Here is a 21,780-nt window from a genome sequence, read left to right as displayed (position 1 = left end):
ATGAATAGCAGTCTTGAACGGAAAATTACCGAACTCGCATGGAGAAACCCTTTGTTTGCTGAAATGATTGAAACGGATCCGCATCGAGCGCTGGCGCAAATAGGGGTAGAAGTGCCCGAAAATGTTAATCTTGACATTCGGAGGCAAAGGAGAGACACCCTATACTACGTTATTCCGCCTTATTCAGAGGAACCGGAAAAGGCCGATACGGTCATTAATCAAATGGATCTGTGGCAGAGTGCCGAGTTGTTCGTCTGGATCATGCCTCAGAAGCTGAAAGTACAACTCTTGGCGATGCGACAAAGCTACAGGAGGAATAACCCCTAATGGATCAACATGATATTTTTACCGGTCATTACCGATTGCTTCAACGAGATCAAGCTGCCCGCCAGCGCTTAATGACCGGTCCAAAAGCAGGATTGGATGAGTATTTTGGATCAGGCACGGTACCTGAAGGGGAATTTCGAATTGAAATTATCTCCCAAGAACCGGATACCATTACGATTCTCCTTCCATCGCCGGTAGAGGAAGATACGAGCAATGAGGCATTGGATGCTGCTTGCCGCCGTATCTATGACATCTTGTTTACAGACGGAGTGGGGGGATACCTGATCCCCGATAATTCCTTAACCTGGGTGCTTCGAGATATGCGCTCTAAAGTACTCGATCGCTCTCTGGGAGAATAAATGATAAACAAGAATGTTACGGATAGGATGAAGGATTATTTTACTGCGAGCATTCAACTCGACGTACGAATGTTTGAAAGAACAGAAGTTGTCACTTCCCTGTCTGAATAAAATCGAATTATTAGGCATATCCGAATATGGAGACATTTGTTCGCTCTTATATCGGATGGTTAAGGGAGAGGAGCAAGCCATTCATCATTACGTCTGGCAACAGATGGATAATCAGTATTTTATGGTTAGGCAGTTTACGGTGGAACAGGATTTAACTTATTTGCTATAACGATAAATTGGAGATTTGAACTTTGGATAGACAAAAGGATTGAAAATAACGATGAGTTTCATTCCTTTCAGAGAAATATTATTTTGTAATAAACTATTATTATAATTGTTATTGCAATGTATAGGACGTGTTGTTCATATTTAATTGTTTCCCACGAAACTAAATTTCATGAAAAAATTTTGTTTTGCACAAAATAAAATTGGAGGATTTCATATGAAGAAAATAAATCCCGACACCCTTACGAGTATAGTGACGAGTCTGATATCTCAAATCGTCGTTGCTCCCGTTTCTCAGCTAGCCTTTATTTCCGGGCAAGTCGCGTTAAATGAAAAGGGAGAGCTTATCGGAGAGGGGGACTACGGGCTGCAGGCAAAGCAAGTGTTTACTAACGTAAAGCTCGCATTGGAAGCAATTGCGACCGGGCCGGAGAATATCGTACAAATGAAAATTCATGTCGTGAACCATAAGCCCGAGTTGGTTGATTCGATCTTTAGAGCAGGCTTTGAAGTCTTCGGCGACCAGTGGCCGCTTACGGCAAGCACCTTTATAGGCGTTCAGGCGCTTGGCTTTGAGGAATGGTTAGTTGAAGTCGATGCTATCGTAGCCATTTCACACTAAGAGAGGAGCAAAGAAGAATGAATTATGACGTTATTGTAATTGGTGGAGGACCTGTTGGAATGATGTTGGCTGAGGAACTGGCATTGGCTGATGTTAAGGTTTGCGTATTGGAAAAATTAGAAGCCACTACGCCTTACTCGCGGGCTCTTAGCATCCATCCCCGTACATTAGAGATGTTGGACTTGCGGGGATTGAAATCGGAATTGTTGAAGATTGGAAAACCTCTCCCTACTGGCCATTTTGCAGGCTTGGAAACTCGGTTGGACTTTACAGTCATCGACTCTTCCTCTAATTATTCCATGTTTATCGCCCAGTCGGAAACGGAAAAGGTGCTAGAACAAAGAGCGAAGGAACTTGGCGCTGATATTCGCCGCGGAATGGAAGTATTATCGGTAACTCAGAGCTCTGATTCTGTCGAGGTTATTGCTTCCGGAGCTAGCGGTCAAATTACATTAACGGCAGCTTATGCGGTTGGCGCCGACGGAGCAGGCAGTATTGTACGAAAGCAGGCCAAGATTGCCTTTAACGGAACGGATGCAACACTTACTGCGGTTCAAGGAGATGTCGTATTTAAAAATCCGCCGAAAACGAGCGTCGTTTCCAGCTTTAATGAAAATGGAATGATCATGATTGTACCCGTCTCGAAGGAGTTGCACCGTGTCGTCTTTATCGATCCGGAAAGAAAATCAATACCTAAGGACGAGCCCGTTACTTTGGAAGAACTGCGCTCGGGTATGATCCGCATGTTAGGGGATGACTACGGGATTTCTGATCCTTACTGGATGACTCGTTTCGGCAATGCAACCCGTCAAGCGGAGCGCTATAGGGAAGGAAGACTGTTCCTTGCGGGGGACGCCGCACATATTCATTTCCCAGCCGGCGGACAAGGAATGAATGTGGGTTTGCAAGAAGCCATGAATCTTGGATGGAAACTAGCTGCCGAAGTGAAGGGATGGGCTCCCGAGGTGTTGCTGGACAGTTACCATGCGGAACGGTTCCCCGTTAATACGGCATTACTTTGGAATACAAAAGTACAAACCCTATTGTTCGGCACCGATTTTTCACCTACAACGATTCACCTTCGCAGAATGATTTCGGATTTGTTACAAAGTCCGGATGCAAACTATCGCTTAGCCTGTCAAATTGCGGCCATGGATGTTCATTACAACGAACAAGAGAATGTATCGTCACATCTTCTAAATGGCAGCCGACTTGCAGAGATTAAATTACTTTCACAGAATGGCGATGTCTTCAGCAGTTATGAGCTGTTCCGTGATGGTAAATATATATTATTGAATCTAGCTTCGGATAAAATTACAGAAGACATCGTTAGTAATCTGCAGCACCAACATTTCAAATTCGTAAGTGCAACTTTGGCTGAACAAGCCAAAGGCTGGGAAAATGTGCACACTGCATTGATTCGACCGGACGGATATATTGCATGGGCAATCTCTGCAGCCGAAGCCGATTTAATTAACCGAATGGAGCTAGGAATTAAGCAAATCAGCAGAGGTTAAACCTTTCTTTGCCTATATTGTTTTTGGAAAAACAATATTCTGCCCGGAAGCATTTTAACCAAAGCTTTCCGGGCAGAAGCTTTTTATTTGGGGGAGTCCTTATGAAGAAAGTTCCAGTTGTTTACATTACGCTCACATTATCGGCCATTTTTTGGGGAGCAAACTTTAACGCCGGAAAGATTGCTGTAGAAGTGATGAGTCCGACACAAGTGGCAGCTTGGCGATTTATTATAGCTGGTGTGGTCATTCTTGCTTTGTACTGGGTAAAGGAGCGACCCACCTGGTCATTGATCAAACCCTATGCTCTGATTTATCTCCTAATGGGGATCGTCGGGATCTTTTTAATGAATATTTTCTTGTTTAAAGGATTAGAGGTTACAAGCCCCATCAACACATCATTAATAACGGCTACCAATCCGATGCTTACGATTTGCCTGTCTGTTTTCTTATTAAAGGAGAAAATTAACTTTCGCCAAATTGGAGGAATCGTGATCTCTTTCTTGGGAGTGTTATTAGTTCTTACGAATGGTTTGCTGACTGAACTGGGATTGATCTCGAAAGGTGACTTATACGTATTGCTTGCCACTACACTCTGGTCTTTGTATGGGATCCTCGGCAAAAAATATGTCGGCAACGGCTCGCCTCTTGCAACAACCGCCATAACAATGGCAGTAGGTGCATTGTTCTTTCTGCCTTACTCTTCTATTACTACGGGGGAAGCGACTTCAGCTAAGGTCATGGAAGCATGGCTAGCCGTGATCTTTATGGCTTTATTCTGTTCTGTACTAGCTTATTTATGGTGGAATCAAGGTATATCACGTATCGGCGCTAATAAAACGTCGTTGTTCTTTAATATCGTTCCCATCTCAACGATGGCCATATCTGCCTTATCGGGCGAAAGAATAGGTACGGCTCAGCTAATTGGCGCCCTTGTCACCATTTGCGGGATTATCTTGTCGACGAGGACTCCGAAATCAAGCCGCCCCGAATGTTTTACGCAAAACAATCATGTATAATGGAGAGGAGAGTCATGCATAGAGGAGACGAAACGGATGCAGCCAACGGATCTATCTAAACAGTGGATATTCAAAAACTTTATAAATCTTGTTAGCCAACAGGAGATGAGGGATAGCAAGTTCGCAGTCCGAATGCGCGAAGAATTGCAAAATTTCGAAAAGGAATTTGGCGAAAAGAGCAATCTGACTCTGTCGGATATTCACCTAATCGCATGTATCGGAGATTTCTCCCCGATCAATGTAACCTCCATTTCCGAAAAAACCGGATTAACGAAAGGCTCCATCACAAGAATTAGTAAAAAGCTATTGAAGCTTGAACTGGTAAAAAGACAGCAGATTAACGATAATAAAAAAGAAGTTTATTATAGATTGACTCCAAAAGGCAAAAAAGTTCATCTTATTCACAATCGAATCCATCATGAAATTGAAGAGCGCTTTATGAAGCTTTTGGATAAATACACAGATGAACAGCTCAATTTTGCGAGAAACCTAATGCAAGACTTGACGGAATGGGATTATTAAGCAATTTGTACGGTGTAGGAACAAAAACGGCAGCTTAAAACAAGATGCCGTTTTTTTGTCTGAGGACAATAAGTAAGCGTCAAGTCCTCCCCATCTTCGTCCCCTTCACTGCCTATAAGATAATCCTCCTCAGAATGAATACCGAGGGGGATTTACAAAAACAACGAATTGAACGAATTAGCACATCTCATCTTGTTGTAGGTATCGATATGGCTAAAGAAACTCATGTGGTGCAAGCTACGAATTTTCGGGAAATCGTGCTCTCGAATCGACATCTCTCATTTAGTAACGTATATGCGTATGAGCAGTAGCCGGAGCATATTGTACTGGCACCAGAGGAGGAAGCGGCATGGAGCTATTTTCAGGAGCAGCGTGCAACGTATCAGAAAACGGCCCTATCGTGGGTGATCAGCGCCAAGAAGGAGGAGACGCGCAGCAAGCGGCTTCGCACCTTGATTGAAGACTCCGCCAGCGGACGTACCCTACAGCAATTTACGCCAATCGTCAAAAAAGAAAAAATTAATTTTGTTTCTTTTTTGCAACACTTTTCGCCGCATCTGCGTTGTATAGTTATAAGCATAGAAACGAGTAAGGGAGCGGTACAAAATGAAAAAAGCAATTCTCAGCGCAGCACTCGCCATCGCTTGTTTATTAACACTTGGTTTGGCCGTAGACAATGGCAAAGGCAATGCATCCACCAGCCCGATTAATCAGACAACCGTCTATATGGATCATATAATCAAACAAAATAATGCCTTCGTTGTTACATATGATGAAATTCAGTGGTACGAAGGAGAGGCGGCTAGCGTCCAGTTCCGCCAGCATGAACAAGATGCTGAAATGACGGATGCCCCAGACGGCTACTACATTGTTAATGACGATCCTCAGCTTCACGACTTGCCGATTGCAGCAGATGCTGAAGTATTCATGCAAATTTACAATCGCACGGGCAACGCAGCAGAAGCGGACATTCAATGGAATGAGCCAATCACTGTAGACAAATTTGTCTCGATTATGAATTCCGATGATCCTTTTCAATTGAAAAATTTCCCTTATCACGTTACGATTAAAGACGGGGAAATTGTGAAAATTGTTCAGCAATATATCCCGTAAACCAGAGTGTGAATCCAGGGCTTTCGAGCCAAGGAACACATAACCCTAACTCTGGACTTGATGAATAGCTGCAAGCGAAGCTGTTATGCAATTATGCATAGCAGCTTTTTTAAATATAAGCATTTATAAGCTACCCCCTATAATCGGCTTATCCTTCAACCTCGAAACGGAAGCTTTGCCGCCAGAGGATGGAGACAGCCGTTTACGCTTGTTTTTCAGCAAAAAAGTTAATTGCAATCGATTGACACATTAATGAAGGCCATGGTATCATTCCTGATAGTAAATATTACGAATAGATAACGAGCTACAGTGCTCGTTTTTTCTTTGGATGCTAATCGTAATGATTACATATATTTATAGCGAAAGACATGCCCGAAAGGGAGAGGGAGCTTGGTTATGCTGTTATGGAAAGAGAATAAAAGGAATAAACGATTTTTTATGACCATCCTGCTGCTCATTCTGTCCATGGTCATTGCAGGCTGCGGAAAAGCTGCAAATCCATCTTCGGAGACTGGAAATGCTGGTCAAAACACTGCTACTGCGGAAAATAAAGCGGGAAAAAAGCTGACGCTGCTCTACCATTTTAAGAGCGGAAGTTTGGATCCGCATAATGATTATATTGTTTTGAAAGCGGGCGTTGTTGAAACGCTTGTACGCATGGATGATAAGCTGGAGCTTCAGCCGTGGCTAGCATCCAAATGGGAGTCGATAGATGCCTCAACGTGGCGTCTTACAATCCGTGAAGGTGTTACCTTTCATAATGGCGCCAAGCTTGATGCGGCCGCTGTTAAAGCTTCGCTTGAACGCGGCATAGGCGTGAACAAGGCGCTGGACACGACACTTAAGATCGCTTCTATGAAGGCGGAAGGCCAAGAGCTTACCGTTACGACTACGGAGCCTCTGCCAGCTTTTCCATCCGAGCTTGTAAATCCATATAGCGGAATTATCGATGTGGCGGCTGAGCAAGCAATGGGCACCGAAGCGTTCAATAAAGCGCCAGTCGGTACAGGCCCTTTTCAAGTAAAAGGCTTCACGCCGAATATGGAAATAAATCTGGCCCGTTATGACAGCTATTGGGATGGTGCCGCACAGCTTGAAGAAATTACGTTCAAATTTAATGAGGACGGCAATGTACGGGCACTGGCGCTTCAGGCGAAGGAGGCCGATCTGGCTTTTCAGCTTCCAGCCGAAATGGTCGACGTCATTAAGCAGAATCAGGAGTTGAAAATAGAGTCGCTTGCTGGCTTGCGTGCGCATTTCCTGCTTTTCAATCAACAGCAGCCTGCTTTAAAAGACGTACTGGTCAGACAGGCGCTGGACTTGCTCATTGACCGTGAAAGCATGGCGAAGGACGTCATGCTGGGCAATGCTTCTCCTGCCAATGGTCCATTTAACGCGAGTTTGCCTTTCGGCAGCAAGGAGGCGGTCCAGCCGCTCGATACGGAAAAGGCCAAGCTATTGCTCGAACAAGCTGGCTATGCACAAGGCAGCAGCGGCAAGCTGGAGAAGGATGGAAAGCCGCTGACCCTTGAGCTCGTTACTTATAAAGGCCGGCCAGAGCTTCCGCTCATTGCCCAGCTCCTGCAATCCGATGCCGCTAAAATTGGCGTAACGTTAACGATAAAGAACGTTGAAAATGTAGATACGTATTTGCGCGAAAATAACGATTGGGATATGGCCACTTACAGCAATTTGACAGCACCGCGCGGGGATGGAGGCTTTTTCCTAAACTCGGCGTTTATAGTGGGCGGTTCGCTTAATCCGGCTAATATTAGCAGCGACGAACTGAGCGCAATCATTGCACAGCTGAATGCAACGGGTGAGGCAGCGCAGCGCGTAAAGCTTACTCAAGCTGCCGTACAGGTAATTAAAGCGCAGGCTCTGCATTCCTATGCGGTCTATCCAAACGTAATTGTAGGCATGAACAAGAAGGTGACGGGTTGGACGCCAGGACCTGAAGAATATTACTTAGTTACAAACAAGATGGATGTGTCTTAACGTGCTGCAGCTCATAAAAAAACGTTTGATTCAACTGGTATTTGTACTCTTTATTTTATCCTTAGTTATTTTTATTCTGATGAAGCTCGCTCCTGGCGACCCGGTGCTTACATTGCTGCATGCCGATGAAATGTCGATTACACAGTCCGATGAAGCTGCGCTCCGCGAGGAGCTTGGCTTCGACCAGCCCGTGCTTGTGCAATACGGAAAATGGATGCTCGGGCTAATCCAGCTTGATCTTGGCACTTCATATTTAAAAGGCCGTCCGGTGCTGGATGAACTGCTGGATAAGCTGCCGGCGACGATTCAGCTGACAGCTAGCGGCCTTGCAGTCATGGTAGCCATAGCACTCCCGCTCGGCCTAATCGCTTCGCGCTATCCTAACCGCTGGCCGGATCACGTGTCCCGCATACTCGCACTTGTTGGTGCGTCGATTCCGAGCTTTTGGATGGGACTGCTGCTCATTTACTTATTTTCCTTAAAGCTAGGTTGGCTGCCGACAAGCGGCAAGGGCAGCTTCGCACATATGATTTTGCCATCCATTACGCTCGGCTTTGCAATGGCTGCTGTCTATGCAAGGCTGCTGCGCTCTGGGCTGTTGGAAAGCCTGTCCCAGGATTATATTAAAGCAGCAAGGGCACGTGGGCTAGCTGAACGGCGCATATTGATGGGACATGCGCTGCGTGCCGCGCTGCTTCCGGTTATTACGGTGTTCGGCGTCAGCTTCGGAAATTTGCTCGCAGGTTCTGTCGTCATTGAAACGCTATTTGCTTGGCCAGGCCTTGGCAGCTTGGCGCTTGAAGCGATTTTTGAACGGGATTATCCGATTATTCAAGGGTATGTGCTGGCGACGGGGCTATTCGTTGTCATCGTCAATCTGCTAGTTGATCTTAGCTACAGCTTGCTTGATCCGCGAATTCGCTTAGGGAAGGGAGCCGCCTCATGAATGGGAAAATAACCGCTGAGCTTTCACTGCCGCTAAGACGGAGCCAAACAGGCCGGCAAATGCTGCATAACCGTACGATGATGCTGGGCATGGGCTTGCTTGGAATTATCGTGCTGCTTGCGCTGTTCGGACCGATTATTGTGCCGAATGATCCTTTAACTGTGCAAATGGGAGAACGGCTGCTCTCCCCAAGCTGGCAATACCCGCTCGGAACGGATCATCTCGGAAGATGCATCTTCACAAGGCTTGTTATAGGTGCGCAGCTCACATTAGGCATCTCAGCCATTGTCATTGTCACGGTAATCGCGCTTGGTGTACCGCTGGGGCTTATTTCGGGCTATATCGGCGGACGCTTCGATTCGATTATTATGCGGCTTGTAGATGGCATGGGGGCGCTGCCGGAATTTATTTTTGCTATCGCGTTTGCCGGCTTTCTCGGGCCAAGCTTGCCTAATTTGATTTTTGCCATTGTGCTGGTGAAATGGATCGGCTACGCCAGGGTTGTGCGCAGCGTCGCCTTATCTGAGCGCGAGAAGGAATATGTGCTGGCGGCAAAGGTTGCGGGCTGCAGCACGTGGACGATTTTGCGCCGCCACTTGCTGCCGCAAATAATCTCTCCTGTTATCGTGTTGGCGGCACTGGATATTGGGAAAATCATTATGATCATCTCGATGCTCTCCTATCTGGGACTTGGCGCACAGCCGCCAACACCGGAATGGGGCGCCATGCTCAATGATGGCCGACCTTATTTTCAATCTGCGCCGCAGCTCATGATTTATCCGGGACTTGCCATTATGGCGATCGTCATTGCCTGCAATCTGCTCGGTGAAGGGCTGCGCGAAGCGTTGGATGTCCGCAGTCGCTAATATTGATTCAACGATAGCTAGGGAAAGGAGGCGTATGACCTGATACCGCAATTAATGGAAAAGGAAATGCCAGTGCTGGAGGTTTCACAGCTGCAAATTTTCACACGGCAGGGGAAGCAGCAGCGCCCGCTCGTTCATGGTGTTAGCTTCGTCATCCCTAGAGGCGAGACACTTGCACTCGTAGGGGAAAGCGGCAGCGGCAAAAGTGTAACCGCAAGCGCTGTACTTGGCTTGATGTCTAGCTCACTTGGCATAAGCAGTGGGGAAATTCGGTTTCGCGGCGACAATGTTCTAGAGTGGGCGGATAAGAAGCGGCGAGGTTTGCGTGGACGCGAAATTGGATTTATTTTTCAAAATTATCAGGAGAGCTTTACGCCATTTATTACGGTTGGCAAGCAGATGAATGAAACGCTGCGTTCTCATGAGAAGCTGACAAGGCGGCAGGCGAAGGTGCATGCGCTGGAATGGTTGGAGCAGGTAGGGCTGCCCGCGGAGCGTGTCTACAGCAGCTATCCGTTCCAACTGAGCGGGGGGCAGCTTCAGCGGGCTGCCATCGCTGCGGCGATGATGCTTCAGCCTTCGCTGCTTATAGCAGATGAGCCGACGACGGCGCTGGATGTGCTTTCTGGCGAAAAGGTGCTGGATGTGCTGGCCAGTCTTCAGAAGCGAACGGGCTGCGCAGTGCTGCTCATTTCACATGATCTGCGGCATGTGGTGAAACGAGCTTCGACGATAGCCGTCATGAAGGATGGGCATATTGTTGAGCTGGATACAGCAGAGCATATTTTGTATCACTGCCATCACGAGTATACGCAGCAGCTATTGAATGCAAGGCCTTATATAACATAAATGATTTAACTATGAGAAATAAGGGGGTGAGAAGTAGATGCAGCCTTTGTTGCGCGTAGAGCGTTTATGTAAAACCTTTATGAAATCGAAGGAGCAGGTTTATGCGCTGAAAGAAATTTCGCTGCAAATTGCCAGGGGAGAATGTCTTGGCGTTGTTGGCGAAAGCGGCAGCGGAAAAAGCACATTAGGCAAAGTGATTTTGGCGCTGGAGCGACCGGATAGCGGTGAAGTATGGCTGGATGATGTACCCCTGCTTCAGCTAAAGGGGGCAGCGCTTAGAGAGCAGCGGCAGCATGTGCAGGTCGTATTTCAGGACCCGAACGCCGCGCTTAACAGCAATATGCCCATTTGGCGTTCGATCATGGAGCCGCTTGATAATTTTCCAAAGGTAATGCCGCCTTTTCTGACGGGAGATCGCTCAGATAGGCTCGGTTTGGCGGCGCAGCTGTTAGAGCTGGTCGGCCTGCCTATGGATCATTTGGCCCGTTATCCGCATGAGCTCAGCGGCGGGCAGCGGCAGCGGGTTGCCATTGCGCGGGGGATCAGCTTGAACCCGAAGCTGCTCGTCTGTGACGAACCAACCTCAAGCCTCGACGTATCCGTTCAGGCGCAAATTTTGCAGCTGCTCAAAAGCTTGAAGCAAACGCTGGGTATGTCCTATTTGTTTATTTCCCATGACATAGCTTCTGTCCAATATATGAGCGATAGAATGATTGTCATGAAGGATGGAGAAATGATTGACGAGTTTGCGAGCTCCGAGTTGACACACCAAGAGCGGCATCTCTACACCAAGCTGTTGGTGGAGGCGGCGAGCTAGCCGTCTTGTCTGAAACAGCATAGAAAACGGGGTAGAGCTACGGAACAAAAATAGGCTTTTTTGCTGGTTATCAAATTTGTCAGAAAATTATAATTTGAAACATTTTAGAAACTGTGCTATTATCAAAACCATCTTAAAAAGCTAGGAAGAGAAAACATACGAAAGCGATTATGTTCAGAGAGCAGAGGGAGTGCTGAGACCTTTGCCGTAATCCTTGTATGCCGTCGTCTCGGAGCTTTTGATGGAAAGCGGAGCTTGTGTTCACAAGGGCTACCGTGAGTAGACTCAAACGGAATGGCACTCGTTATCGTGCTGCAGGTAAGGCTTTGCCTTATCTCATGAGGCTGAAATCGCAAGATTCCAGTGAATCAGGGTGGCACCACGAAAACTTTCCCCTTTCGTCCCTAAGCATGGCAGAAGTTTGCTATCGCTTGCGGATGAGAGGGGTTTTTCTATTTCCGAAAATAGGAAAAGCGAGGAAGAGAAAACATGCATTAGCGATTATGTTCAGAGAGCAGGGGGAGTGCTGAGACCTTTGCCATAATTCTTGTATGTCGTCATCTCGGAGCTTTTGATGGAAAGCGGAGCCTGTGTGCGCTGGGCCCCGTAAGTAGACTCAAACGGAATGGCACACGTTACTGTGCGGCAGGTAGGGCATGGCCCTATCTCATGAGACTGAAATCGCAGGATTTCAGTGAATCAGGGTGGTACCACGAAATGATTGCCCCTTTCGTCCCTTAAGCATGGCAGAAGTTTGCCGTCGCTTGCGGATGAGAGGGGCTATTTATATTTTAAGGAGGCAGTCACATGGTTAAATCAACTATACTTACGAGCGAATTACAGCAGCAGGATCAGAGATGGGTAACCGGATCGGAAATGCTATTAAGCGGCTTGCTGATGGAAGGGGTAGATTGTGTATTTGGCTACCCGGGCGGAAATGTCCTGTATATTTATGATGCAATGGTTCATAATCGGGCTTTCAAGCATATTTTGACCCGGCACGAGCAAGGGGCTATTCATGCGGCTGACGGCTATGCGAGGTCAACTGGGAAAGTGGGCGTTTGCATCGCAACCTCTGGTCCAGGCGCGACGAATCTAGTGACCGGCATTGCGACTGCTTATTATGATTCTGTGCCATTAGTTATTATTACGGGCAATGTCTCAACAGCGGTTATGGGTACGGACGCCTTTCAGGAAGCCGATATCGTTAGCATGACGATGTCAATAACGAAGCATAGTTATCTGGTTCGTGACGCACAGGAGCTTCCGCGCATTATCCATGAAGCGTTTCATATCGCAAGCACGGGGCGGAAAGGTCCGGTTTTAATCGACATCCCAAAAGATGTATCAAATCAGAAAATGCCGGCTAAGCCTGCTAGCCCTATTCATATACGCGGTTATCACGGCAATCCGATTCCGAATCATGCGGAGATAGATCGATTAATCGAGGCGATTGCCCAAGCTCAAAAACCCGTTATTATAGCGGGTGGTGGCGTCGTTTATTCAAATGCTTCCGATGAGCTTATCGCATTTGCGAACAAAACCAATATTCCAGTTGCCACGACCTTGCTTGGTTTGGGGGGGTTCCCAAGTGCACATGATTTATGGCTGGGTATGCCAGGCCATCATGGCGCGTATGCGGCGAATATGGCTATCCAAAACGCTGACCTCATCCTTTCAATAGGTTCACGATTTGATGACCGGGTGACGATGAAGCTCGATGGCTTCGCTCCGCAAGCAAAATGGATTGCCCATATCGATATCGATCCAGCTGAAATTGGCAAAAATATTAAAACGGATATTGCATGCATCGGAGATATAAAGGCTGTGCTGCAATATGCCAATTCGCTCGCGGTAAGCTCGCAATCGAGCAGTTGGATTGCTGAAGTGCAGCAAAATAAAAGGCTGTATCCATTGAGGTACAAGGATTCCGATACGGAGCTTAAACCACAATTTGTTATTGAAATGATTCATGAGACGACCCAAGGAAATGCGATTATTACGACGGACGTGGGGCAGCATCAAATGTGGTCCGCGCAATTTTATAAATTCAAGCATCCCCGCTCGCTCATTACCTCCGGAGGCCTAGGTACAATGGGCTTTGGCTTCCCCGCTGCTATCGGTGCTCAAATCGGAAACCCAGACCGACTGGTTGTCTCCATAAACGGTGACGGGGGCATGCAAATGTGTGCGCAAGAGATGGCGATATGTGCGATCAACCAGATTCCCGTTAAAATCGTCGTTATTAACAATCAAGTGCTTGGCATGGTTAAGCAGCAGCAGGAGCTCATGTACGAAAGGCGCTATAGCCAGATCGATCTTGCCGGCAGCCCTGATTTCGTTAAGCTTGCTGCAGCGTATGGCATTAAGGGGCTAAGAGCAAGCACTAAAGAAGAGGCCATTCGCGTCTGGGAGGAGGCACTGCACACACCAGGACCTGTGCTTGTTGAGTTTGTCGTGCCGACCGAAGAGAATGTATATCCGATGGTTTTAGCCGGAACGACATTGGATCAGATGATTATGGGAGATTTTGAATAATAAAGCGGCTGAGCAGCCATTTATTTTATGTGGTTAAATAAATACTGTCGTTTTGTGCAGATAGGCTTTGTCAGTGTCAGCTTTCATCGTTTACAATGAGGAGGAATGAAGCGGGTGCCGAGCCTGAGCATGGCTGCTTCGACACAATGAGTAAGGGGAGACTTGCGATGAGCGACAGAAAAAGAATTTTACTCGATGTAGACACTGGGGTCGATGATGCCATCGCGATCTTATACGCGCTGCTTTCTCCTGAAATTAAGGTGGAGGGCATTACGACAGGGTACGGAAATACGACGGTGGAGCAAGCTACAGATAATACGCTAAGAGTCGTGCAGCTTGCCAATTGCGGCTACGAGGTGCCAGTTGCAGCAGGGGCGGTAGCGCCTACCGTAAGGCCTTCGCGTGGTACGGATGCGCATATTCATGGGCATAATGGTATTGGGGATGCTGTACTGCCGCCTTCCTCCCAACAGCCGCTGAAGGAAAATGCGGTCGATTTCATCATTCGCAAAGCTGCGGAAAATCCAGGAGAGCTCACTCTGGTGACGACGGGCAGGATGACGAATTTGGCGCTTGCGCTGGAAAAAGCGCCCGAGCTTGCGGGGCAGCTGAAACAGGTGGTGACGATGGGCGGGACGCTGTTTGCACCCGGCAATGTCACGCCAGTTGCAGAAGCTAACATCTATGCCGATCCTGAAGCGGCAGCGGCTGTTTTTGCATCGAATGTGCCACTCACGATTGTCGGGCTGGATGTAACTGTTCCCACAAGGCTTACTGGAGCTGATCTGGAGAAGCTTGTCCGCTACGCGCCGGAACATAAGCAAGCTATCATCCGCTTTTTGAATGAATCGCTGGGCGTTTATTTTGAGTTTTACCGGAAGGTGAACTATTTCATTGAGGAATGTCCAATGCATGATGCGCTTGCTGTTCTTGTAGCGCTTAATCCGTCGCTCGTTACGACACAAAAATTTAATGCCGTCGTTGATTGCAGCAGCGGGCTGACAGCGGGTATGATTGTAACAGACAGAAGACCACGTCCATCTATGGGCAGAAGTGTGGAATTTTGCGTTGAGGTGGATTCGGCCAGAGCGATTCGCCAAATGATGTCGGTATTCTGGAGCGAATAAAGCAAGAGAATGAAAGATAAGTTAAGTGTACGTAATTAAGGGAGGATTTTGGCAGATGGAGCAGCGTTTTTCGCGGGAATCTAGATGTTATAAAACAGCAAGGGTGTTTCCAACCGATGTGAACAATCATAATACGCTGTTTGGCGGAAAACTGATGGCCTATATCGATGATATTGCCTCCATTGCGGCAACGAAGCATTGCCGCCGTTCCGTCGTTACCGCTTCGACGGATTCGGTCGATTTTCTATACCCCATCCGCCCAACGGATTCCGTATGTCTAGAAGCGTTCGTTACTTGGACGGGCCGTTCTTCCATCGAAGTGTTCGTTAAAGTGGTGAAAGAGGATTTGCTGCGCGGAGAGCGAGAAGTGGCGGCGACGTCCTTTCTGACGTTCGTTGCCCTTGATTCGGACAGGCGTCCGGTAGCTGTGCCAGCGGTCGTTCCCGAAACGGAAGAGGAGCTTAAGCTGTTTGAGACAGCAGAGCAGCGGGCGGAAATGCGCCGTACCCGCCGCGAGCAGAGTAAACGCTTTGCTGAATTTTTGACGGTTAAGCATCCTTGGGACTGAGTGTGAATGATAGCTGTCAGAGTGTAATAGATCGTGCTTGCGGTGGTTCGTATTGCTGCTGCGATTAAGGTCGTAAGGACAGGACGTACTGAATGCATGTGTATACAAACAAGGCGAGGCCTGTACATATGCCTAAAACGATATAAACTGCTTTTTTGCCGCTCACATGGACACCAACTTTCATCAATTCTTTCTATATTATAAAGCAGATGAGAGTGAATGTCATGGCGACGCAATGGCAGAACCGTTAAATAGAATCAGAATAGCAGCAACGCCCCTTCGAGCCGATAAGCCGAAAGGGGCGTTGCTGTCTATTGCCGTTTACGCTTGACGTATAGGGTAAGAATATGAATGTTCTCATCCTTTCTCTATACGTTTCGCCAAAACGATGGCGTCTCATAGAAAGGACGCCGTCAGGCGTTTTTCTTATAAGGTCGTAATGACGCGATCCACGATGCCGTATTGAACAGCCTCCTCTGCGGAGAGGAAATAATCGCGGTCCATGTCCAGCTGGATTTTCTCCAGCGGCTGGCCGGTTCGCGTGGCGGCGATCTGGTTGAGATGCTCCCTAATGCGAATAATCCGATTGGCAGAAATCGCAATATCGCTTGCTTGGCCTTGGACGCCGCCATGCGGCTGGTGGATCATTACCTCGCTGTTGGGCAGGGCAAAGCGCTTGCCTTCAGCACCCGCAAGCAGTAAAATAGCGGCGAAGGATGCTGCAAGCCCTACACATATCGTACTGACATCCGGCTTAATATATTGGATCGTGTCATAGATGGCGAAGCCCGCTGAAGTAGAGCCGCCCGGACTATTAATATAGATGCTGATGTCTTTCGACGGGTCTTCCTCCGCGAGAAACAGCAGCTGGGCAACGATGCTGTTCGCGAGTTGGTCGTCAATGGCTGAGCCGAGAAAGATGATGCGATCTTTCAGCAGTCGTGAATAAATATCATAGGATCTTTCGCCGCGCGCGCTTTGCTCCACTACGTAAGGCACATAATTGGTCATAGGTTTACCTCCATTTATTCCGTTTGATGTTTGCTTTCACTTAGTAAACGATTATCGGGGGCCAAAAGGATATGCAGCGCTGCAAGCTTTTTTTTGCTCATCCGCGTATCTTATTAGGGGCTTCATTCGTTTATAAAATAAACGGTTCTGCCGCGTCTTCGCCCGGAATCTGGTAAAGAGGAGCGTGTCCCATGCATTTGAAAAATAAAGCCGCCTTACCGAACGAATATACCGGTCAGCAGCTGGTATCGCTGCGCAAGTACAGCATCTCGCTGACAGGCTCAAGCTGGGATGCCGATGATTTGGCGCAGGAATCGTGGCTGAAAGCGAGCCCCGTTGTAGATGCCGCCAGCCATCAGAATCCCGAAGCGCTGCTGCGGCGCATTGCCAAAAATAGCTGGATTGACCAAAGCCGCAGAAAAGCGGTCTGGCAAAAAATAAGCGGAGAAATGCTGCATTTGCATCAGCAGGGAAACGCAATAAATAATCAAGATGCTAGCGAGCTTGAGATTGTTTTTCATGTGCTGGTGAAGCATATGACAGCTGCGCAAAGGGCTGTTTTTATGCTGCGGGACGTATACGGATGCTCAAGCATCGAAGCTGCGGAAATATTGGGGATGACGGATGGGGCGGTAAAAGCGGCGCTTCACCGTGCCAGGCAAGCGCTTATAGCTGTGCGCCAGCAGCTGCTTCAGGATGGGCTGCCCCAGCCGCAAGAGGAGCATATGAAAACCTATGTACGGGCGCTGGCCTCCGCCTATTTGTTAGGCAATATGAAGACAGTTGCCGCTTTAATGCAGCTTAGCGAAAATGATCCAGAGCTGGCCATCCATATGGCCCAGCATGAGCTGGGGCGCCTTTCATCACGGCGCCAGACGGTTCCAGCAGAAGCGAGGAATATGGAGCTGGAATATGCTTTTATACACAATGCAGCCTAATCGTTTATGGGATAGCAGAGGAGGAAAATCAACTATGTTCATACGTTCATATGAGCAGCAGGATGTGGAGGCAGTTATCGAGCTCATGGCCGATCTGGGCTACCCAACGAATAAAGAAGCGCTCAGCGCCCGTATGGAAAAAATAGCTTCCATTCCGTCTTATTATACGTTTGTTGCGGTGCGAGATGGGCAAGCGGTCGGGATGATTGGCTGCCGTGACATTTTCTATTATGAGGAGGATGGCATGGTCGTCCAAATCAGCCTGCTTGTAACAAAGCAATCGGAGCAAGGGAGCGGAATCGGCACTGCGCTCGTTGCATATACAGAGCAATGGGCGAGAGAAAGGGGCGCAAGTGCGCTCTATTTAACGAGCGGAATTAAAGAATCGCGCAAGAAGGCTCATGCTTTTTATGAAGCCCGTGGCTTTGATATTACGGGCTATCGGTTTGTGAAAAAGCTAACTATGCATGAATTAGGTAATTAATTACTGATAATTAGCGAGTGCAGTCCAATGTCTAACAAGCGATCCAAGTCATGCCACTTTCATTGACAGTAATAGTTGTCTGAAATATAATTGTTTAAGACAACTATATTGCTTTTGCATCAATGAGGGGGAACGGCATGCTGTCTCAAGAACAACGCCCGCGCTTATGGACTACTGCATTTATTACGCTTACCGTGTGCTCTTTTTTAGTTTTCTTTAATTTGCAGCTTCTTCTATCTCCGCTTACGGCTTATACAAAAAGCACTTTTATGGCAAGCGACGTATCGGTCAGCCTCGTGACGAGCGTGTTTGCTGTTTCTGCGATTTTGACGCGCTTTATGACGGCATTTGTGATGAAAAGAATGCCGCGATCGGCCATTTTGTACACAGGCATTGTGCTTGCGGCCCTATTTACCGCCCTATATATCGCGGCAGATTCCGTAGGCTCCTTGCTTATCATGCGTGTATTTTATGGCATTGGCTTTGGCATAGCCAGTACGATTATACCAACGCTCGTATCGCAAATTATTCCCGCTGGAAGAATCGGCGAAGGAATTGGCTATTTTGGCTTATCCACCAGCATTGCGATGTCCATTGGTCCAATGATAGGACTTAATATTTTGAAGCAATTCGGATTCGAGGCGTTAAGCATAACGGGAACGGCAGCTATACTGCTGATTATCCCGATTCTTTTGGTTTTTCGTCCGCTTCCGCCAGAGCCTCCGCGCCTTAATCAGGAAGAGCGGAAACGGGCTGCCGCGAGCAAGCCGCCTTTTAATTTCCAGCTCGTGTTTCCAGCGCTATTAAATATACTGCTGTCGATTACATACAGCGGAATATTAAGCTTTATCGCCTTGTACGGAGAAAAGCTCGCGATCAATCAAATCGGTTTGTTTTTCTTGTTTAATGCGGTGACGATTATTATTGTTCGTCCGATTTCTGGCAAACTGTTTGACAGCAAAGGGCATGCCGCGGTGCTGATTCCTGGAGCGTTATGTGTCATTGCAAGCTTGACGGTGCTGTCATTTACGACTTCCATTTCGCTACTGATCGTATCGGCCCTGCTGTATGGTCTCGGATTCGGCGCTGTCCAGCCAACAATCCAAGCTTGGATGCTGCGCAGCTCGAGTCCCGAGCAGCATGGAGCTGTGAACAGCATGTTCTACAATGCAACCGATCTTGGCGTAGCCACAGGTGCTATTTTGTTAGGCGCTATTGCCTCAGCAACGAGCTATGAAACGATGTATCGCTGCGCTGCTGGCGTCATGATTATCTTTTTGCTCGTATACATGATCATTAGCATGACGGCGGCTGCAAAAAATAAAAAGCGGGGCTGGAGCAAGCCGGAAGCGGTCTCCCAAAACATTTCAATGAAAAACAATTGACACGACCTTACTTGTCATGTAACATGTAAAATGAATTACGATCTAACATCAGATGACAGCAGGGCATCAAACCATATATTTTTTCGTATAACCTCGTAAGCCGTATTCAGCTGCAGCTGGATATAAGAACAGGTCGGGGGTATCTACAGGAAGCCTTTACTTCCTAACTACGATAACAAGGATCAAGCTGTATTGGTCGTTGCTATGTGGTTAGGATTTTTTGTGTTGTCTGGGCACGTTTAGAGAGACAATCAAGGAGGTTTAAAGGCACAAATGAAGTATTTATTATCGGTTTTATTCGGTGCGATTAGTTACGGTGTGTTATCTACAATCGTAGTCCTGGCATATGGTCAAGGCTACCAATTAGGTGAAGTAGTTGGAACGCAGCTGCTGACGGGATTTATTTTGGCCTGGATGCTGGCTTTTTATACAAAATGGCGGGAACAGCGCAAAGCCCGTACAGCCCCAAACACAGTTTCTTCAATTACTCGAGCGGCAGAGGCTGCCAAAACGCTTGCCTCTAAGCTGACGTGGAAAAGCAGAGTGTTGCTGATGCTTTCGGGTATGCCCACAGCTATAACAGGCTTGTTGTATTATCATTCGCTTCGTTATATTCCAGCCTCGCTGGCGATTATATTATTATTTCAATTCACATGGATCAGCGTATTGATTCAAGCTTTCAGCAAGCGCCAACGCCCTAAAGGCATTATGATGCTGGCATTGATCGTATTATTCGGAGGCACGCTTCTCGCTGCCGGCATTATGGAGGATGGCGCAGCCCAGTTCAACTGGATCGGCATTATTTTCGGCTTATTGTCCGCCGTGAGCTATTCCTTGTTTATTTTGTTTAGCGGCAAAGCGGTGCCAGCCGTGCACCCGGCTTACCGCAGTGCGTGGATGATTACTGGCGGATTGCTGCTCGTGTTTATTTTATTCCCGCCAATGTTCCTGTTTAATGGTTTGATATGGGGACAGCTGCTCGTATTCGGTTTCCTGCTAGGGCTGTTCGGGGCGTTTATCCCGCCTGTCCTGTTCGCAATCGGAGTGCCGCATATTGGTGAAGGCATGGCTGGCGTATTAGGCGCAGCCGAGCTTCCTGTAGCTGTCACGATGTCGGCAATTATATTGAATGAGCATGTGAGCATGCTGCAATGGCTGGGCGTCGCCGTCGTGCTGGCGGGCATTTTGCTGCCGGAGCTGAAACGCTTTAAAGGGCGTTCACAGCGCACAATGGCTGCTTAACTAGCGCTTGCTTTCTTGTTAAAAAGATGCAGCTTTTCACAGGGCATAACTTCTTTATCATCAACCTTTGAAACATTTAGTTGAATTTTCCGTCTGTAGTATAAAGGCGGTGTAAGCTTTGAAAAGATGGCTCATTTTGTCGCTGCTGCTATTGTGGCTGCTCCCATCACAGGTGTCCGCGCTATCTTGCGCACAAATGAGAACACCAGCTGAGGCTTATGAGTGGTATGACGGCATTGTGATTGCGAAAGTAAATGAACAGTATAAGTCTATATTCTCCGATGACAACCAAATTGTTCTAACCGTAAGCAAGAGTTATAAGGGAATTGAAGCGCGCACCATTTCGGCGTCGGAAAACCCGACCTGGGGAGCTTTAAATGGTCCGAGTGAAGAGGGCGTGGAGTATCTCTTTTTTCTAAAAGAGAAGGACGGGAAGTGGGAGCATCCGCTATGCGCGCCTTCCGTGACAACGCCAGTCAGCAAGGAAATGGCGGCTTTTCTGAAGGACAAGGAATTAGATCTTAAAGCTCAAGAATCGGCATCTAAACAGCTGACTTCGCCTATATCCGAGAGGAATGTGGAGAGTAGTCAGAATCTAGAAAGCAGCTCATCAAGCAGGATTGGGATGGGTATCGCATTATTGGTGCTGGTTATTTTGGTAGGAGTGATCGTTTATCTTCGCTACGGCAGACGGAACAAGTAATTGATCGCAATGCGATACTGCCATAATGAAGGAGAGAGCCTGAGCAATCAGGCTTTTTCTGTTTTTTAGAATTTTCTACTACTGCATTGTGCAGTAAAGTTTTTGGCTAGCAAGTGCAGTCGACATTTGCTAGCCAAAACGCTGCATTTTTCACTTGCGAAAATCATGCGGCTGCGCTCCTAAGGCCAAGGAGGAACGCTATTAAGTCCCTTTACTTGATCAGAATTCCCGATACATCAGTATTTATCTATAAATGAACACTTTGACTTTAATTGAAAAATAAGTAACGAAAAGCCGGGGATGAAGATCCCCGGCTTTTCGTTGTAGTCTTTTTAGTACATGCAGTTTGGTGAGGGCAGGCTGGGCTAAGTTATCGAGTTGGTACTGTAAGGGATTCCCTTCTGGAATCGGAGAACAGGCATTTTGTAGAGATATCAAAATAATCCTTATTTACAATTTATTTTTATTTAAATAAAATTTTACATTTTGATAAAGAGGAGTTTGGCTTTCGGTATAGAAAAGGTAATATAATCCAGCGATTCGAGTTTCTTCTCCA

22 protein-coding genes and 1 pseudogene are annotated in these 21,780 nt (G+C 47.4%); 22 read left to right on the top strand and 1 reads right to left on the bottom strand.

Annotation, left to right across the window (positions count from 1 at the left end; genetic code table 11):
• The 17 genes and pseudogenes from ASF12_RS18780 to ASF12_RS18710 all read left to right on the top strand — a co-directional run bounded on the left by ASF12_RS18780 (nucleotide 1) and on the right by ASF12_RS18710 (nucleotide 15,461).
• Nucleotides 1-327, top strand: a complete 327-nt coding sequence (locus ASF12_RS18780) for a hypothetical protein (protein ID WP_056037882.1) — start codon at nucleotides 1-3, stop codon at nucleotides 325-327.
• The gene (locus ASF12_RS18775) at nucleotides 327-686 is read left to right on the top strand and encodes a hypothetical protein (RefSeq protein WP_056037878.1); all 360 of its coding nucleotides are present in this window, start codon (nucleotides 327-329) and stop codon (nucleotides 684-686) included. The genes ASF12_RS18780 and ASF12_RS18775 overlap by 1 nt, the downstream gene beginning before the upstream one ends.
• 493 nt (nucleotides 687-1,179) lie before the next feature.
• On the top strand, nucleotides 1,180-1,584 hold the full coding sequence (locus ASF12_RS18770; RefSeq protein ID WP_056037876.1) for a RidA family protein: 405 nt from the start codon (nucleotides 1,180-1,182) through the stop codon (nucleotides 1,582-1,584).
• 17 nt (nucleotides 1,585-1,601) lie between these two features.
• On the top strand, nucleotides 1,602-3,101 hold the full coding sequence (locus tag ASF12_RS18765) for a monooxygenase (RefSeq protein ID WP_056037873.1): 1,500 nt from the start codon (nucleotides 1,602-1,604) through the stop codon (nucleotides 3,099-3,101).
• Between the two features lie 101 nt (nucleotides 3,102-3,202).
• Nucleotides 3,203-4,117 carry a DMT family transporter gene (locus ASF12_RS18760; RefSeq protein WP_056037869.1) on the top strand — a complete coding sequence of 305 codons (915 nt, stop codon included), beginning with the start codon at nucleotides 3,203-3,205 and terminating at the stop codon, nucleotides 4,115-4,117.
• A gap of 36 nt (nucleotides 4,118-4,153) precedes the next feature.
• Nucleotides 4,154-4,639, top strand: a complete 486-nt coding sequence (locus ASF12_RS18755; RefSeq protein WP_056037865.1) for a MarR family transcriptional regulator — start codon at nucleotides 4,154-4,156, stop codon at nucleotides 4,637-4,639.
• A gap of 134 nt (nucleotides 4,640-4,773) precedes the next feature.
• Nucleotides 4,774-4,929 (top strand): annotated as a pseudogene (locus ASF12_RS36590) (IS110 family transposase); the annotation flags it as partial.
• Nucleotides 4,930-4,959: 30 nt separating this feature from the next.
• Nucleotides 4,960-5,349, top strand: a complete 390-nt coding sequence (locus ASF12_RS35770; protein ID WP_081418913.1) for a YdeI/OmpD-associated family protein — start codon at nucleotides 4,960-4,962, stop codon at nucleotides 5,347-5,349.
• Entirely contained in the window at nucleotides 5,246-5,752 is a 507-nt protein-coding gene (locus tag ASF12_RS18750; RefSeq protein ID WP_056037863.1) for a hypothetical protein, read from the top strand. Before ASF12_RS35770 ends, ASF12_RS18750 begins: the two co-directional genes overlap by 104 nt.
• A gap of 396 nt (nucleotides 5,753-6,148) precedes the next feature.
• Complete coding sequence (nikA, locus tag ASF12_RS18745; RefSeq protein ID WP_056037859.1) at nucleotides 6,149-7,750, top strand: nickel ABC transporter substrate-binding protein; 1,602 nt, start codon at nucleotides 6,149-6,151, stop codon at nucleotides 7,748-7,750.
• Nucleotides 7,751-7,754: 4 nt separating this feature from the next.
• A complete protein-coding gene (gene nikB / locus ASF12_RS18740) occupies nucleotides 7,755-8,696 on the top strand; it encodes a nickel ABC transporter permease (RefSeq protein ID WP_200931652.1) in 942 nt (313 codons plus the stop codon).
• Nucleotides 8,693-9,562: a nickel transporter permease gene (gene nikC / locus ASF12_RS18735; protein WP_056037855.1), complete on the top strand. Its 870-nt coding sequence runs from the start codon at nucleotides 8,693-8,695 to the stop codon at nucleotides 9,560-9,562. The genes nikB and nikC overlap by 4 nt, the downstream gene beginning before the upstream one ends.
• A gap of 66 nt (nucleotides 9,563-9,628) precedes the next feature.
• Complete coding sequence (locus ASF12_RS18730; RefSeq protein WP_056039024.1) at nucleotides 9,629-10,411, top strand: ATP-binding cassette domain-containing protein; 783 nt, start codon at nucleotides 9,629-9,631, stop codon at nucleotides 10,409-10,411.
• A 37-nt stretch (nucleotides 10,412-10,448) separates the two neighbouring features.
• Nucleotides 10,449-11,228, top strand: a complete 780-nt coding sequence (locus ASF12_RS18725; protein WP_056037852.1) for an ABC transporter ATP-binding protein — start codon at nucleotides 10,449-10,451, stop codon at nucleotides 11,226-11,228.
• 807 nt (nucleotides 11,229-12,035) lie between these two features.
• The gene (gene ilvB / locus ASF12_RS18720) at nucleotides 12,036-13,766 is read left to right on the top strand and encodes a biosynthetic-type acetolactate synthase large subunit (protein ID WP_056037849.1); all 1,731 of its coding nucleotides are present in this window, start codon (nucleotides 12,036-12,038) and stop codon (nucleotides 13,764-13,766) included.
• 167 nt (nucleotides 13,767-13,933) lie between these two features.
• On the top strand, nucleotides 13,934-14,893 hold the full coding sequence (locus ASF12_RS18715; protein ID WP_056037846.1) for a nucleoside hydrolase: 960 nt from the start codon (nucleotides 13,934-13,936) through the stop codon (nucleotides 14,891-14,893).
• A gap of 55 nt (nucleotides 14,894-14,948) precedes the next feature.
• Nucleotides 14,949-15,461 carry an acyl-CoA thioesterase gene (locus ASF12_RS18710; RefSeq protein WP_046233197.1) on the top strand — a complete coding sequence of 171 codons (513 nt, stop codon included), beginning with the start codon at nucleotides 14,949-14,951 and terminating at the stop codon, nucleotides 15,459-15,461.
• 426 nt (nucleotides 15,462-15,887) lie between these two features.
• Here ASF12_RS18710 and clpP read toward each other — a convergent pair whose 3' ends face one another.
• Nucleotides 15,888-16,472, bottom strand: a complete 585-nt coding sequence (gene clpP / locus ASF12_RS18705; RefSeq protein ID WP_056037843.1) for an ATP-dependent Clp endopeptidase proteolytic subunit ClpP — start codon at nucleotides 16,470-16,472, stop codon at nucleotides 15,888-15,890.
• Between the two features lie 191 nt (nucleotides 16,473-16,663).
• Here clpP and ASF12_RS18700 point away from each other — a divergent pair, with 191 nt between their 5' ends.
• The 5 genes from ASF12_RS18700 (at nucleotide 16,664) to ASF12_RS18680 (ending at nucleotide 21,224) form a co-directional block, all read left to right on the top strand.
• Nucleotides 16,664-17,410: an RNA polymerase sigma factor gene (locus ASF12_RS18700; protein WP_056037841.1), complete on the top strand. Its 747-nt coding sequence runs from the start codon at nucleotides 16,664-16,666 to the stop codon at nucleotides 17,408-17,410.
• A 34-nt stretch (nucleotides 17,411-17,444) separates the two neighbouring features.
• Nucleotides 17,445-17,894, top strand: coding sequence for a GNAT family N-acetyltransferase (locus ASF12_RS18695; protein ID WP_063892601.1), 450 nt, complete (start codon nucleotides 17,445-17,447; stop codon nucleotides 17,892-17,894).
• 137 nt (nucleotides 17,895-18,031) lie between these two features.
• Nucleotides 18,032-19,279, top strand: a complete 1,248-nt coding sequence (locus ASF12_RS18690) for an MFS transporter (RefSeq protein ID WP_056037838.1) — start codon at nucleotides 18,032-18,034, stop codon at nucleotides 19,277-19,279.
• A gap of 273 nt (nucleotides 19,280-19,552) precedes the next feature.
• Nucleotides 19,553-20,521 carry an EamA family transporter gene (locus ASF12_RS18685; RefSeq protein ID WP_056037837.1) on the top strand — a complete coding sequence of 323 codons (969 nt, stop codon included), beginning with the start codon at nucleotides 19,553-19,555 and terminating at the stop codon, nucleotides 20,519-20,521.
• 118 nt (nucleotides 20,522-20,639) lie between these two features.
• Nucleotides 20,640-21,224 carry a hypothetical protein gene (locus tag ASF12_RS18680; protein WP_056037834.1) on the top strand — a complete coding sequence of 195 codons (585 nt, stop codon included), beginning with the start codon at nucleotides 20,640-20,642 and terminating at the stop codon, nucleotides 21,222-21,224.
• Nucleotides 21,225-21,780 lie beyond the last annotated feature (556 nt).

The sequence above is a fragment of the Paenibacillus sp. Leaf72 genome (assembly GCF_001422685.1).
In the GTDB taxonomy this organism is placed as follows: domain Bacteria; phylum Bacillota; class Bacilli; order Paenibacillales; family Paenibacillaceae; genus Pristimantibacillus.
Note: the sequence above shows the minus strand (reverse complement) of the source record. Positions and strands in the feature narration are given on the sequence as shown.

Coding starts and splice junctions, on each gene's coding strand:
- ASF12_RS18780 (WP_056037882.1), top strand. CDS start 1: ATGAATAGCAGTCTTGAACGGAAAATTACCGAACTCGCATGGAGAAAC.
- ASF12_RS18775 (WP_056037878.1), top strand. CDS start 327: ATGGATCAACATGATATTTTTACCGGTCATTACCGATTGCTTCAACGA.
- ASF12_RS18770 (WP_056037876.1), top strand. CDS start 1,180: ATGAAGAAAATAAATCCCGACACCCTTACGAGTATAGTGACGAGTCTG.
- ASF12_RS18765 (WP_056037873.1), top strand. CDS start 1,602: ATGAATTATGACGTTATTGTAATTGGTGGAGGACCTGTTGGAATGATG.
- ASF12_RS18760 (WP_056037869.1), top strand. CDS start 3,203: ATGAAGAAAGTTCCAGTTGTTTACATTACGCTCACATTATCGGCCATT.
- ASF12_RS18755 (WP_056037865.1), top strand. CDS start 4,154: ATGCAGCCAACGGATCTATCTAAACAGTGGATATTCAAAAACTTTATA.
- ASF12_RS18750 (WP_056037863.1), top strand. CDS start 5,246: ATGAAAAAAGCAATTCTCAGCGCAGCACTCGCCATCGCTTGTTTATTA.
- nikA (WP_056037859.1), top strand. CDS start 6,149: ATGCTGTTATGGAAAGAGAATAAAAGGAATAAACGATTTTTTATGACC.
- nikC (WP_056037855.1), top strand. CDS start 8,693: ATGAATGGGAAAATAACCGCTGAGCTTTCACTGCCGCTAAGACGGAGC.
- ASF12_RS18730 (WP_056039024.1), top strand. CDS start 9,629: ATGCCAGTGCTGGAGGTTTCACAGCTGCAAATTTTCACACGGCAGGGG.
- ASF12_RS18725 (WP_056037852.1), top strand. CDS start 10,449: ATGCAGCCTTTGTTGCGCGTAGAGCGTTTATGTAAAACCTTTATGAAA.
- ilvB (WP_056037849.1), top strand. CDS start 12,036: ATGGTTAAATCAACTATACTTACGAGCGAATTACAGCAGCAGGATCAG.
- ASF12_RS18715 (WP_056037846.1), top strand. CDS start 13,934: ATGAGCGACAGAAAAAGAATTTTACTCGATGTAGACACTGGGGTCGAT.
- ASF12_RS18710 (WP_046233197.1), top strand. CDS start 14,949: ATGGAGCAGCGTTTTTCGCGGGAATCTAGATGTTATAAAACAGCAAGG.
- clpP (WP_056037843.1), bottom strand. CDS start 16,472: ATGACCAATTATGTGCCTTACGTAGTGGAGCAAAGCGCGCGCGGCGAA.
- ASF12_RS18700 (WP_056037841.1), top strand. CDS start 16,664: ATGCATTTGAAAAATAAAGCCGCCTTACCGAACGAATATACCGGTCAG.
- ASF12_RS18695 (WP_063892601.1), top strand. CDS start 17,445: ATGTTCATACGTTCATATGAGCAGCAGGATGTGGAGGCAGTTATCGAG.
- ASF12_RS18690 (WP_056037838.1), top strand. CDS start 18,032: ATGCTGTCTCAAGAACAACGCCCGCGCTTATGGACTACTGCATTTATT.
- ASF12_RS18685 (WP_056037837.1), top strand. CDS start 19,553: ATGAAGTATTTATTATCGGTTTTATTCGGTGCGATTAGTTACGGTGTG.